Origin of the sequence: Corallococcus sp. CA054B (assembly GCF_003611625.1) — a bacterium.
Classification (GTDB): Bacteria; Myxococcota; Myxococcia; order Myxococcales; family Myxococcaceae; genus Corallococcus; species Corallococcus coralloides.
This window is the reverse complement of the sequence record NZ_RAVY01000041.1, coordinates 41039-54460: the sequence shown is the minus strand read 5'-3', so window position 1 is coordinate 54460 and position 13422 is coordinate 41039. Positions and strand designations below refer to the sequence as shown.

12 protein-coding genes are annotated in these 13422 nt (G+C 68.6%); 9 read left to right on the top strand and 3 right to left on the bottom strand.

The window, feature by feature from the left end; all coding sequences use genetic code 11:
* Window positions 1-200: 200 nt before the first annotated feature.
* Window positions 201-527, bottom strand: coding sequence for a hypothetical protein (locus D7V80_RS41410; protein WP_147447094.1), 327 nt, complete (start codon window positions 525-527; stop codon window positions 201-203).
* Here D7V80_RS41410 and D7V80_RS41405 point away from each other — a divergent pair.
* Window positions 526-825, top strand: a complete 300-nt coding sequence (locus D7V80_RS41405) for a hypothetical protein (protein ID WP_147447093.1) — start codon at window positions 526-528, stop codon at window positions 823-825. The two genes, D7V80_RS41410 and D7V80_RS41405, sit on opposite strands and share 2 nt — an antisense overlap.
* Window positions 826-1117: 292 nt before the next feature.
* Here D7V80_RS41405 and D7V80_RS13345 read toward each other — a convergent pair whose 3' ends face one another.
* The gene (locus D7V80_RS13345; protein ID WP_120588517.1) at window positions 1118-3832 is read right to left on the bottom strand and encodes a LuxR C-terminal-related transcriptional regulator; all 2715 of its coding nucleotides are present in this window, start codon (window positions 3830-3832) and stop codon (window positions 1118-1120) included.
* A gap of 212 nt (window positions 3833-4044) precedes the next feature.
* On the opposite strand from D7V80_RS13345, the gene D7V80_RS13340 reads away from it, so the two are divergent.
* Window positions 4045-6930 carry a YncE family protein gene (locus tag D7V80_RS13340; RefSeq protein ID WP_120588520.1) on the top strand — a complete coding sequence of 962 codons (2886 nt, stop codon included), beginning with the start codon at window positions 4045-4047 and terminating at the stop codon, window positions 6928-6930.
* A 191-nt stretch (window positions 6931-7121) separates the two neighbouring features.
* Window positions 7122-7535 carry an immunoglobulin-like domain-containing protein gene (locus tag D7V80_RS13335; protein ID WP_147447092.1) on the top strand — a complete coding sequence of 138 codons (414 nt, stop codon included), beginning with the start codon at window positions 7122-7124 and terminating at the stop codon, window positions 7533-7535.
* On the opposite strand, the gene D7V80_RS13330 is transcribed toward D7V80_RS13335, so the two are convergent.
* Window positions 7522-8433, bottom strand: a complete 912-nt coding sequence (locus tag D7V80_RS13330) for a LysR family transcriptional regulator (RefSeq protein WP_120588515.1) — start codon at window positions 8431-8433, stop codon at window positions 7522-7524. The two genes, D7V80_RS13335 and D7V80_RS13330, sit on opposite strands and share 14 nt — an antisense overlap.
* 105 nt (window positions 8434-8538) lie before the next feature.
* On the opposite strand from D7V80_RS13330, the gene D7V80_RS13325 reads away from it, so the two are divergent.
* From D7V80_RS13325 to D7V80_RS13300, 6 genes are all read left to right on the top strand, one after another.
* The gene (locus tag D7V80_RS13325) at window positions 8539-8943 is read left to right on the top strand and encodes a RidA family protein (RefSeq protein WP_120567074.1); all 405 of its coding nucleotides are present in this window, start codon (window positions 8539-8541) and stop codon (window positions 8941-8943) included.
* A gap of 148 nt (window positions 8944-9091) precedes the next feature.
* Window positions 9092-9370 carry a hypothetical protein gene (locus D7V80_RS13320; protein ID WP_120588514.1) on the top strand — a complete coding sequence of 93 codons (279 nt, stop codon included), beginning with the start codon at window positions 9092-9094 and terminating at the stop codon, window positions 9368-9370.
* Between the two features lie 90 nt (window positions 9371-9460).
* Window positions 9461-10855: an APC family permease gene (locus D7V80_RS13315; protein ID WP_120588513.1), complete on the top strand. Its 1395-nt coding sequence runs from the start codon at window positions 9461-9463 to the stop codon at window positions 10853-10855.
* Between the two features lie 266 nt (window positions 10856-11121).
* On the top strand, window positions 11122-11676 hold the full coding sequence (locus D7V80_RS13310; RefSeq protein ID WP_120588512.1) for a hypothetical protein: 555 nt from the start codon (window positions 11122-11124) through the stop codon (window positions 11674-11676).
* 68 nt (window positions 11677-11744) lie between these two features.
* The gene (locus D7V80_RS13305) at window positions 11745-12557 is read left to right on the top strand and encodes a GNAT family N-acetyltransferase (RefSeq protein WP_120588511.1); all 813 of its coding nucleotides are present in this window, start codon (window positions 11745-11747) and stop codon (window positions 12555-12557) included.
* Window positions 12558-12638: 81 nt separating this feature from the next.
* Window positions 12639-13349, top strand: a complete 711-nt coding sequence (locus tag D7V80_RS13300) for an iron-containing redox enzyme family protein (protein ID WP_120588510.1) — start codon at window positions 12639-12641, stop codon at window positions 13347-13349.
* Window positions 13350-13422: the final 73 nt, after the last annotated feature.

Sequence of the window (13422 nt, the reverse complement as noted above, 5' to 3'; positions counted from 1 at the left end):
TCTTCCACGACCTCAAATGCTTTCGCGCCGCTGCCACCCGTTACGACAAGACAGCGACCTGCTACCTCGCCGTCCTGCACGTCGCATCCATGCTTCTCTGGCTGCGTTAATCAGGGACAGCCCCTAGTCCACCGCGAGAGTAACCGCCTTCGCCCTGCGACGGCGGTGCTACGGGTGCTTGAATGAGTGCCTGCGATGACTCAACTGTCGTCAGGATTGGTGTCTTTGCCGGGGCCTCGCAGTTCATAACGACGTTCGGCGACAGGCTCGAAAATTCTACTGGTGCCTCCGGCCGCCCCGAAGCCGGCGTCCTTGTCCGCGGCCCGCAGCGCGCCCGCGACGACACGGACGGGTTGCGCCGGGAAACCCTCCTTGGGCATCCGAATGACACCCAGGCGTCGCGCTCGGCGCGCATCGGCCAATTGGACGATTTCTTCGGGAGCGGTGTCGAGCCCGTCCGGCTCGACATGCACATGGACGACCTCTCCCGTGTCCACGTCATAGACAGCATACGAAACCATGGTCATGGCGTCCTCCCTGTTTCACAGGTCAGGTGATGTCGTAGACAACGCCTTCCCCCCTGTGGAGCCCGCCGTCGCCTCGGAGCTTCACCGTGACCCGAACGGCGTTGTTGATGAGTTCAACGATGCCGAGGTTCGAGATGCTGGTTTCTGGCGGGTCGGCCGGATCATCTCGGATTCCGCAAAGGATCTGATCTTCGCTTCGCATCGTACAGACGGTAGAAATGAAAACCTGACCCAGCTCACTGCCAGCCTTGCCAGTCAGGGCGCCTGTCACGAGGTAGCGACGTCCGCGATCGAGTGAGATTGTCTGTGAGATTGATATACGCCCCCGCGTCCACATCCAGTATGTCGCGTGTACAAACATCAGGGCCTCCTCTCACACACAGCGTAGGCCTCGTGCTTTCAATGCGCACGGAGCCAGGACTCGACGTGCCGCAGACCGCCTCACAGGGCATGCGACGAGTGCCTGCCAGCTATCTCCCCCACACAACTCTTCGCCCGCGCCAATAGGGAGGCAGGGGCGGGGTGCTGGCCTGCTCGTCCACACATCGGCATCACCGGACTGTCGGAGGTATTCGGCCTCGCCGCCCTCCTCAGAGGTTCCGCGCCAGCCGCTCCCGCGCCTTCACGATGGCCGCGGTGCGCGTCGTCACCTCGAGCTTCGAGAACACGTTGCGCAGGTGCCACTTCGTGGTGGAGAGCGCCACGTTGGAGCGCTCGCTGATCTCCTGGTTGCTCAGCCCCTGGGCCAGGAGCTTGAGCATCTGGAGCTCCCGCTCGGTCAGCGGCTCCAGCGGCGCGCTGGGCAGGGGCGTGATTCCGGCCGGCCCGCTGGGGCCCAGGGACAGCAGGTCGTGGTACCGCTGGGTGTAGCGCGCGGGCAGCACGTGGCTCAGCTTGCGCTGCGTGGCCGCCGCGACGATGACCTCCTGCAAGCCCGGCGTCTCGTCGAACACGCCCCGGCTGAAGCCGAACCGCGGCACCAGCGCGAACCCCCGGTTCACCGCCGCGAACGCCGCAGCTGGGTCTCCCGCGCGCCAATGACACACCGCCAGCGCGGCCAGCAGCGCCGTCTCCCGGGCCACACAGCCCGCGTCATGCGCGCTGGCCCGCAGCGTCTCCAACAGCCCGTGCGCCCGGTCGTGCCGCCCTTTCGCCATCAGCACCCACGCCTGCGCCACCCCCAGCTGCTCCCAGGTCTCGTCGTAGAAGCGCCGCTCGCTCCACTCGCCCCGGCGCATGCGCTCGCCCAGGTCGAACTCCCGCGCCACCGCCTTCATCCTCGCGGGGGATTGCTCCACCAGCGACAGGCGGATCTTCTCGCCGCAGACATGGGCCAGGAAGCGCGTCTGGTGCCCGCATTCGAGCACGCTGTGCAGGTAGTCCAAGAGCTGCCAGGCCTCCGCGTACTTCCCTCGGATCGCCTTGAGGCGGGCCAGCACCAGGTAGGCCACCGCGAAGGTCTCGAACACCGCCGCCTGCGACAGGAGCGGGAGAACCTCGATGCAGAGCGCCTCGGATTCATCCAACCGGTTCTGATCGTAACGGGTGGTGGCCAGCGCCGTCGCCGCGTTCACCCACACCGGGTTGCGCCGCCCGCGGCTCGCGCGCTCGAACGCCGCCTCGCACCGGTCCGACGCGTCCTTCATGTGCCCCTGCGCCCGGTCCGCCAGCACGATGAGGACGTCCGTGTAGCCCACCATGTATGGGTTGTTCAGTCCGGCCAGCGTCTCGCGCGCGACGGAGGCGAGCCGGCGCATCGCATCGAACCGGTTCTGCCGGAGCGCCTGGTAGGCCTTCGCCGCCAGCACCGAGCCCGCCATGAAGACGTCCGGGTCCTCGTCCCCGGGTGACGTCTCCAACTCAATGTCAGACGCCGGTGCCGAGTCCGACAGGACGGCGTGCAGCAGCGCGAGCCGGGAGAGCTGTCGCGCCAGCCGCTCACGCTCCGGGTCCGCCGAGGCCGTCTGGAGCCGGCGCTGCGCGTCCTGCAATGCCAGGGAGGCCGGCGCGAAGCCGCGGGACAGGATGAGGCACGCGATGCGCGCCACGCAGATGGCCGGCGCGTGGAAGGTCTCCTCCGCGGTCAGCTTCGCCGTCCAATGGAGCACGGAGGCAATCTCGCCCTCGCGCATCCACGCCTCCGCGCAGCGGGCCGTGAGTTCCAGGCACCAGCTCCGGTCTCCGGAAGCGAACGCGTGCGTCAGGGCCTCGTCCGGCAGCGCGTGCTCGGCGAACCATGCGCTCGCCGCGCGGTGCAGCCGGGGGATGCGGTCGCCATACGTGCACGCGAGCTGCGTGCGCAGGAAGTCGAGGAACAGCGGGTGGTACCGGTACCACTGCTGCTGCGTGTCGAGCGACTGGATGAACAGCTGCGCCCGCTCCAGCTCCGCCAGCAGCGCCGGCCCCTGGGTGATGCCCAGGAGCGCGTTGCACAGCTCTCCGTTGAGCCGGTCCACCACCGAGCTCAGCACCAGGAACGCGTGCACCTCCTCCGTCTGCTCCCGCAGCACCACGTCCGCCAGGTACCGCGCCACGTCGTGGTTGGAGCCGACGGCCTTGCGGAGCGCGTCGCTCACGCTGGCGTGCTCGCCCGCGGTCAGCAGGGCCAGCTTCACGCCGGCCACCCAGCCCTCGGTGCGCGCGCGCAGGTACTCCACGTCCTCCGGATTGAGCGCGGCGCCGCACAGGCGCTGGCCCAGCTCATGGATGGCCTCCCCATCCAGGCCCAGGTCGCGGCCGTCGAGCGTCACCAGCTGCTCGGTCAGCTTCAGCTTCGCCAGGTCCAGCTCTGGCGGGCTGCGCGACGAGACGATCCAATGGACGTGCGGCGGCGCGTGGTCCAGCAGGTACGAGAAGGCCCGCACCAGCGAGCGCTCCCGCAGCACGTGGAAGTCGTCAATCACCACGACGAGCTCGCGCCCCAGGTTCCACAGGCTCCGCAGCACCACGGTCGTCGCATGGTCGAGCGGGGGCGCCACCTGCGCGTCCAGCTGGCTCGCGATGTAGGCGTCGAACTCCGGCGCCGCGCGGCGGATGGCCCCGACGAGATAGGAGAAGAAGCGCTCGGGCGCGTTGTCCCGCTCGTCGAGCGACAGCCACGCGAGCAGCCGCGACCCGCCCACCTCGCGGTACCACTGCGTCAGCAGCGTCGTCTTGCCCGAGCCCAGCGGCGCCGTCACCAGCACGAGCGTGCCGCCGACACCCCGTTCAATCTTCCGGAGCGCCGCGCTCCGCGACACGAGCACCGACGCCGTCCGCGGCGGCGAGAGCTTCGTCGGCAGCAGGTGCGAGAGCGGATCGCCCATGGGCACGTTCCCCCTGAGACCGATGGCATTGCCAAGTAGACCACGGTCCGCTCGGGCGGGGGCCGGGGCGCTGGCGCCCCCCATGTCAGGCAGCAAACACCGCAATGCGTCACAGCCCCCCTCCCCTGCCCCTCCCTTCGGAGGGGGCGATGTCGCGGGCCTCACTGGTAATCCCGAGTGCGCAGCTCTTCCCGCTCACCCAGGAGATCCCCATGGTCCGTACCCCGCAAGTGGGCCCGAGCAAGAACCGGTGGCGCACCCGAGCCGGTCTGCTGTGCGCCGCCACATCGCTGTTCGTCGCCTCCCCCGCCGCAGCCCAGGCGCCCTCGTTCATCGAATTCGAGAGCGCGCACGTGCGTCCGTTGGCCCTCTCTCCGGACGGGACGAAGCTGTTCGCCGTCAACACGCCGGACAACCGCCTGGAGATCTTCAACGTCACCAGCGCGGGCCTGTCGCTCGCGGCGGAAGTGCCGGTGGGCCTGGAGCCCGTGTCCGTCGCCGTGCGCAACAACACCGAGGTCTGGGTGGTCAACCACCTGTCCGACAGCGTCAGCGTGGTGAGCGTGAGCGGCACGCCGCACGTGGTGCGCACGCTGCTCGTGGGTGACGAGCCGCGCGACATCGTCTTCGCCGGCGCCAACGGCAATGCGTTCATCACCACCGCGCACCGCGGCCAGCAGCGCACGGATCCGTCCATTGCCTCCGTGCCCGGCGCGGGGGATCCGCAGCTCACCACGCCGGGCGTGGGCCGCGCGGACATCTGGGTCTTCAACCCCGCGGCCCTGGGGACGACGCTGGGAGGCACGCCCGTCCGCATCCTGACGCTCTTCGGCGACACGCCGCGAGGCCTCGCCGTCAGCCCGGACAAGAAGACGGTCTACGCGGGCATCGCCCAGTCCGGCAACCGGACGACGACCATCAACATGGACAGCGTGTGCAACGGCTTTGGCAGCGCGGGCGTGTGCCTGGTGCAGCCGGACTCGTTCCCGTGGGGCAACAACCTCTTCCTGGGCGGCCTGCCCGGTCCGTCCACGAACGCCCAGGGCGCGAAGGCGCCGGAGACGGGCCTCATCGTCAAGTGGAACAGCGCCACCAACCGCTGGGAGGACACGCTCGGCCGCAGCTGGAACAACGGCGTGCGCTTCAACCTGCCGGACAAGGACGTCTTCGCCATCGACGCGGACGGCCTGCAACAGAAGGCGTTCTACACGGGCGTGGGCACCACCGTCTTCAACCTGGCCACCAACCCGAAGACGGGCGCGGTGTACGCGACCAACAGCGACGCCAACAACCTCACCCGCTTCGAGGGCCCCGGCACCTTCGGCGGCAGCACGGTGCAGGGCAACATCGCGAAGATGCGCATCACCGTCATCAAGGGGACGACGGTGTCTCCCCGCCACCTGAACAAGCACATCGACTACTCGAAGCTGGCCGGCGATCCCGGCTTCGACCCCACGGCGAAGAACCACAGCCTCTCCACGCCCACGGAGATGGCCATCTCCAGCGACGGCGCGAAGCTCTACGTGGCCGCGTTCAGCTCCAGCAAGGTCGGCGTCTTCGACACGGCGGCGCTGGAGGCGGACACCTTCAATCCCCGGACGGCCAGCGCCAACTACATCCCGGTGAGCGGCGGCGGCCCCAGCGGCCTGGTGCTGGACGAGGCGCGCAACCGCCTCTACGTGATGACCCGCTTCGACAACGCGGTGAAGGTCATCGACCTGGGCACGAAGAGCCAGGTGGCCTCCGCGGCGCTCTTCAACCCCGAGCCCACCTCCGTCGTGCAGGGCCGTCCGTTCCTCTACGACGCGAACTTCTCCTCGGCGAATGGAGAGGCCTCCTGCGCCAGCTGCCACATCTTCGGTGACAAGGACGAGCTCGCCTGGGACCTGGGCAACCCGGATGACCCGGTGACGACCAACGCCATCGACAAGCGGCTCGCGAGCAACCTGGAGATTGGCGCGTTCCGTCTGCTCACCGGCCACCCGAGCTCGGACGTCAACGGCACCGGCAACCAGAACTCCTTCCACCCGATGAAGGGGCCCATGACGACGCAGACCCTGCGCGGCATGTCCACCTCGGGCGCCATGCACTGGCGCGGGGACCGGTCGACGGGCTTCTTCGGCTCGGGTTCATATGACGAGGCCCTGTCGTTCAAGAACTTCGTCGTCGCCTTCCCCGGGCTGCTCGGCCGCGCGGATCAGCCCACCGAGGCGGAGATGAACCAGTTCACGAACTTCCAGCTCCAGGTGCAGCTGCCGCCCAACCCCATCCGCAAGCTGGACAACTCGCTCACGTCCACGCAGGCGGCCGGCCGCGACTTCTACTTCGGCAGCCGCCGCGTGGACGGCCTGGCGATTGGCAGCAACACCGGCTTCAACTGCAATGGCTGTCACGCCATCGACGCCGCGCAGGGCTTCTTCGGCACCGACGGTCAGGCGAGCTTCGAGGGAATCAGCCAGATCATGAAGATTCCCCACGTGCGCAACATGTACACGAAGGTCGGCATGTTCGGCTTCCCGGACAACAGCTTCTTCCAGCATTCGGAATCCGGCCCCATGGGCGACCAGATCCGCGGCTTCGGCTACACGCACGACGGCGCGGTGGACACGCTGTTCCGCTTCTTCAGCGCCATCGTCTTCTCCAACACCAGCATCGGCGGGCCGCTGGTGGGCTTCCGCAGCGACACCGAGCGCCGCGAGGTGGAGGCCTACATGATGGCGGTGGACTCCGACCTGGCGCCCATCGTCGGACAGCAGGTGACGCTCACGTCGACGAACGCCTCCGCGGTGGGAGCGCGCATCGACCTGCTCATCGCCCGGGCGAAGGCGCCCTTCGTGTCGAAGATCCTCGGCGGCTCCACATATGAAGCCGACCTGGTGGCGAAGGCCGCCATCGGCACGCGCGTGAAGGGCTTCCTCTTCGACCGCGCAGCCGGCACGTGGAAGCCGGACGACGGCACCGCCAACCTCACCACCACGGCCCTGCGCGCGCTGGCGAACACGCTGGGCCAGGAGGTGACCTTCACCGCGGTGCCTCCGGGCTCCGGCACGCGCATCGCGCTGGACCGGAACCTGGACGGCAGGCTCGACGGGCAATGACAGATTGACGTGGATGGCCCCCTGCCCCGCCACTCCGGCACGCCCGGGGAGGCGGGGCTTTTTCGTGTCCACGGGTGCGGGACTCTCAAATAACTGAGATGTCTGTCGGCGCGGCCCCTCCGGAAAACGATGGGATGACCATGGCCTGACGTCTGCATCAGCGCCGGGGACTCAATCCCAGGAGGACGCAGATGCGACTCACCGTTCCATTGATGGCCCTCACCGCGCTGCTGGTGGCTTGTGGGGAGGTCGAAGTCTCCCTTTCCACGGACGCCACGGAGTACCGCCCCGGTGACACCGTCCAGCTCGAGCTGCGCAACGAGGGCACCCGCGAGGTGGGCTACAACCTCTGCTTCGTGCGGGTCGAGCGCAGGGAGGACACCGGGTGGAGCCACACACCGCACCTGGGCGAGGACGAGGCATGCCAGGCCAGCCAGCACACGCTGAAGGCCAGCGCCCGGGCCCATGGCACGCTGAAGCTCCCCTCGGAGCTGGCCGCCGGCGAGTACCGCATCGTGCACGACGTGGACACCCTGGAGACCGACGCCCAGGGGCGGAGCGTCCAGGAGCCGGTGAGCAGCAATTCCTTCGTCATCGCGCCGTGACGCTCGTGTTCCATTGCTCGACCATCAGGTCGATGAAGCGCCGCACCTTCGCCGGCAGGTGACGTTTGCTGGGGTAGAGCGCCATGATCGGGACGTGCTCCGTCTCACAGGACGGAAGCAGCGCCTTGAGCCGCCCGGCCGCCAGGTCTTCGTCGACCAGGAAGCCGGGAAGATAGGCGATGCCCAGCCCCGCGACGGCTGCGTCCCGGATCGCCTCGCCACTGTCGAGCCGCAGGCGGCTCCGTCCTTCCACCTTCACTGTGGAGCCGCCCTTCTGGCGCAGGTGCCAGTGCTGCCGTCGCGTCCGGCTGCTGAAGACCAGGCACTCATGCGCGGACAGGTCCTCTGGCGTGCGGGGTTCGCCGCGCGCCTCCAGGTAGGCGGGCGCCGCGCAGACGAACACCGGGTACCGGGCCACGGTCCGCGAAACCAGGCGCGTATCGGTGCTGGAAGCATTGATGCGCACCGCCAGGTCGTAGCCCTCCTCGATGATGTCCGAGACGCGATCGGAGAAGCTCACCTCCGCCTGCACCTCGGGCCAGGTCCGCAGATAGTCCCGCAGCAAGGGAAGGACATGCAGTCTGCCGAACGCGGCGGGCAGCGTGAGCCGCAGCAACCCTCGGGGAGTCCCCGTGCGCTGCCCGACGCTGGCCTCCGCGTCGTCCAGGGCCGCGAGGACCTGCAGGCAGTGCTCATGGAAGACGCGGCCCTCATCGGTGAGGCTCAGCTGCCGTGTCGTGCGGTTGAGCAGGCGCACCCCCAGGCGGGACTCCAGTCGGGCCAGGGCCTTGCCCGCCGCCGAGCGCGTCAGGCCGAGGGCCTCTCCGCCGCCCACGAAGCTGCCCGCGTCCACGACGGACATGAAGGCGAAGATCTCATCCAGGTGGGCGCGCTTCATCGAGGGTGCTCGATTGTAGCGACCGCGTCGCTGGAGAGGGGAACGCTGTTCGTCAATGGGCCCGGTATACGAGTCCGGCACTCGCATCCCCTCTGGAGATCCTCCATGCCCGTGACCCTGCTCAACCCCGATGGAATCATGAAGCCCGACGTGTACCGGCAGGTGGCCATCGCCACCGGCACCCGGCAGGTGCACATCGCGGGGCAGGTCGCGTACGACGCGGATGGCCAGCTGGTCGCTCGCGGCGACCTGGCCGGACAGGTGGCGCAGGCCTACCGCAACGTCGCCATCGCCCTCGCGGCCGCTGGAGCGACGTTCGACGACGTCGTCCGGCTGACGTTCTACGTGGTCGACTGGAAGCGCGAATCGATGCCTGACTTCCTCGCCGGCATCGAGCAGGTCGCCAGGGAGCTGCGGATTTCTCCGGCACCGGCATCGCTGATCGGGGTCTCCGTGCTCTACGAGCCGGGCGTCCTCGTCGAGATCGAAGCCACGGCCGTCGTGGGCTGAGCCGCTTCGGTGCCGCGCCCGCGGGGAACGCCTCTTTCTGAACCCGAGGCGCGCCTGCTGACCTGGAATGGAACGCCGCGCATTGCAAGTGGCTGACGGCCACGCCTATGACAAACAAGGCAATCGCGGCTCAACCAGGAAGGCAAACATGAACTCGACCCAGCTGATGAAGTCATTGTCCGGCCTTGCCCTGTTGGTGGGACTCATCACAGGCACGGCCCTGGCGGTGGTCCCCAGTTCCATTCCGGAGTCCCCGTCCATGGCCGCCGCCGGGCGTGCCTCGGGAGCCACCACCGTGACAGAGGGCGGTGACCCCGCCGCGCCCCGGCCCCGGATCTGCTCCATCTCGTGCAGGGATTGTCTCCTCAGTGAATGCCCCCCGGGCGAGGGCACCTGCCAGAACATGCTCTGCACCATCGCGGACTAGCGCTCCCCCAGAGTCTGGGTGAAGCCCGGCTCCACTCCCGGCAGGGAACCTGTTCGGGAGCAGCCATGCCAGCCGATATGCTGGGGGGCCATGAGCCCCTCTCCCCTCCCGGATGAAGCCGCGCCCCACCGCGACGGTTACGCTCGACGCGTCGGCTTGTTCTCGGGGGTGATGCTCGTCATTGGCGGCATCATCGGCTCGGGCATCTTCCTCAACCCGGCCATCGTCGCGCAGCGCGTGCACACGCCCGCGCTCACCCTGGCCGTGTGGCTGCTCGGCGGGGGCGTGGCGCTCATTGGCGCCTTCATCTACGGAGAGCTGGGCCAGCGCATCCCCAAGGCGGGCGGCAGCTATGTCTATCTGCGCGATGCCTTCGGCCCGCTGCCCGCGTTCCTCAATGCGTGGGGATTGATGCTGATGATCGCCACCGGGGCCATCGCCGCGGTGGCCGTCACCTTCGCCAACTACACCCTCGCGCTCACCGGCCTGGGGCCCGGGTTCCGCTTCCCCCTCGCCGTCGGCGCCATCCTCCTGCTCTCCGGGGTGAACTACTTCGGTGTGCGGTCCGGCGCGCTCACGCAGAACATCTTCACCGTGCTCAAGCTGCTGGCGCTCGCGGTGCTCGTGGGCGCGGGGCTCCTGCTCGACAGCCCCCCTCCCGCCGCGGTGGAAGCCGTTGCCGCTCCGGAGGCGCCCGACTCCCTGGTGCTCGCGCTGGGGGCGGCGCTCGTCCCGGTGCTGTTCAGCTACGGAGGGTGGCAGCAGACGAACTTCGTGGCCGAGGAGATGGTCGACCCCGAGCGCAACCTGCCGCGCGCCCTGCTGCTCGGCGTCATCGGCGTGGTGACGGTGTACCTGCTCGCGAACCTCACCTACCTGCGCACGCTCGGCGCGGTGGGGCTCGCGGGGAGCAGCGCCCCGGCGGCGGACGCGCTCGGCCAGATCATCGGCCCCGCGGGCCGCACGTTCATCACCCTGGGGGTCGCCCTCTCCACCTTCGGGTTCCTCAACCTCGTCATCCTCGTGTCGCCGCGCGTGTACCAGGCGATGGCCGCGGACGGACTGTTCTTCCCGTGGATGGCCCGGCTGCACCCGCGCTACCGCACGCCCTCCAACGCCATCCTCTTCCAGGCGGCCTGGGCCATCCTCCTCACGGGCACGGGCACGTACGGCGAGCTGCTCGACTACGTCGTCTTCGCCGACTGGCTCATCTTTGGCGCCACGGCCGCGACGCTGTTCGTCTACCGCGCTCGCGAACGGCAGGGGCTGGTGCCCCGCGCCGCGTACCGGGTGCCCGGCTACCCCATCACCCCGCTCCTCTTCATCGCGGCGGCGCTGTACGTGATCCTGGGCTCCACGGCCTCCAACCCGCTCAACGCGCTCAAGGGCACGTTGCTGTTTGGCGCGGGCGTGCCCGTGTTCCTGTTCTGGCGCCAGCGCACCCGGTCGCGCATGCCCATGCCGAACGCGACTGCCATTGATTAAAGCCGCGCGAAAGCGCGTATGCCTTTGACCCGCTCGCCCGCCTGGCCGGCGAGCGGGGGCACTCCAAACCCAGGCGGCGTGTATGGGCAGACCCGTGGGAATCCCCTAGCCGGGCCCCGATGCAATGCGCAACGCGGCCCGGGCGCAATCGTCCGCGCTCACAGGAATCACATGATTTGCTCGTTCTGATTTGCAGTTAAATCAAGACCAGTGCTAGGAATGCCTTGGCTTCGGCCAACCCCACACAATCAACTCAGGAGCAGTCCATGACGAGGAACGTGAAGCGTTTCCTGGCCGCCTCCCTGTTGTCCCTCGCGCCGTCGGTTGCCTTTGCCGGTCCGGCCGATCTCGGGTTCCCCGACTTCCTCTCCCAGCGCAACGAGTACGTCAGCGTTCGCGAGGGCGCGTTCGAAGTTCCGCAGGTGAAGGGCGGCGCCGCCATTGGCCCGGCCCTGGAGAACTTCTTCGTCTCCAACCAGAGCGGCGCCACCATCTCCCTGGGCCTCCAGATCGTGAACGGTACGTTCAACGGCGTGTTCTCGCCCTACCCCGTGCCCACCGCCAACCTGGGCGGGTTCCAGATCGACGCCCCCGCGCCGGCCCCGTCGTTCTCCCAGCAGTACTACTGGACGGTCGACCCGGCGAACCCGGCCGGCGCGAAGACGTGCGTCTGGCGCGTGGACATCGCCGACAACGCCGGGGCCTGCACCGCGACGGTCTATTACGGCACCTATGGCGGCGCCGTCTGTGCCCTCGACACCATCAACTCCTACATCGACATCAACACCTGCTTCGCGCAGATCGTCACCATCATGCAGTGACGTGAGCCTCACGCCGCCCGGGGCCTTGCATGAGGCCTCGGGCGGTGCCCGTTTCCGAGAGACGACCCATGAGGCGCAAGCATTGGCATTGGCGTGTCGCCACCACCCAACGGGAGTTGGATGACGCGGCGCGGATCCGCTGGGCTGTCTTCGGCGGCGAACTGGGATTGCTGTCCGAGCAATCGGCGCTCTCACGGCGGGAGTTGACCTGCGTCGACACGCTCGACACCACCGTGCATGTGCTCGTCCATGACGGCGCCGAGCCGGTAGCGACGATGCGGATTGCCTTGCCCAATGCGGAAGTGGCGGCGAACCTGGGCGGGACGGTGGGGCTCGAGCTGGAGCAGCGACTGGACCTTTCGGCCTTGCTCCGGCCGGGGATGAGGTTCGCTGAGCCCTCGCGCTTCTGCGTGCTGCCGGAGTGGCGGCGCTCGGAGGCCGTGACCTGGCTGCAGGCGGGCATGTACGCGGAGAGCCGGCGGCGCGGGGTAACCCATTGGATTGCTTCCGCGAACCTGGAGACGGATTCGCCCGAGGACGCACTGCTGTCGTGGCAGGTGGTGGCGAGCCGGGGATGGCGGAGTCCTTGCTTCCGGGTGGCCGTGCCTGATCCACGGGAAGCCGCGGCGCACGCCCGGACTCTCTTCTACACACCGGAGGAGCGGGCGCGAGCGAAGCAGGGGCTGTTGGACGGACTGCGGGTTCCCAGGTCGCCCTCGCTCTTTGCCAGGACGATGGGGGCGCGCTTCATCGCAGAGCCGCTCTACGACGCGTATTTCGAGTGGTTCACGCTGCCGCTGATCATGGCGCTCGATGAGATCCCGGCGGACTCCCTGGCGCGCTTCCATGCGCTGGAGAACAGCCTGAGCTCCGCCGCGTAGGCCCGGAGCGGCGCTCCCCTCTTCCTTCACCTTCAACACCCATCCGCCGGGAGCCCGAATGGCCCCGGACAGGAGACTCACGTGCAAACACAAGCGGATCATCAGGCGGGAGCGAACTGGCTGGCGGCGCTGGACGCGGAGGCGCGTGCGCTGGTGGCGGCGGTGGATGCGCAGCCCGACGCCCGCCGCATGCTGGAGGGCACCCTCGACGCGGAGGGTTACATCCACTACCTCGTCCAGACGTACCACTACGCCCGCTGGAGCACGGCGCTGCTCGGCGAGGCGGGCCATCGGCTGCGGCGACTGGGGCGGCATCCGGAGCTGGCGGAGCTCCTGGTCCAGAAGGGGGAGGAGGAGCGGGGGCACGACCTGTGGTTGCTGTCCGACCTGAAGAACCTGGGGTGGTCGCAGGAGCAGGTGGAGGCGGCGGCGAAGAGCCCGGCGGTGGATGCCTATACGGGGTGGAACTTCTTCACCTCGCGCGCGGGCGTCCCGACGGCGGTGCTGGGGACCGCGTACGTGCTGGAGTACCTGTCACAGACGCGGGCGGGCCGGTGGGCGGAGCGGATGCAGGCGGCGGCCGCCATTCCCAACATCCACAAGTCGGTGACGTTCCTGCGCAGCCATGGGGCCCTGGACGGAGACCACGTGGCGGAGATGGTGAGGATCCTGGGGAAGCTGACGGACCCCGAGGACCAGGAGGCCATCCTCTTCTCGGCGCGGGTCGCCCGGAGCGTCTACCCGCGCATCTTCCGTGAGGGTGGCGCCTCCAGCCGTCCCCTCGCGGCATAGCGACCTCCGCTTCGGCTACGCTCACGGCGCGCGGCCGGGAGCATGGGGCCCTGACCGCGACGGGACAGGGGCA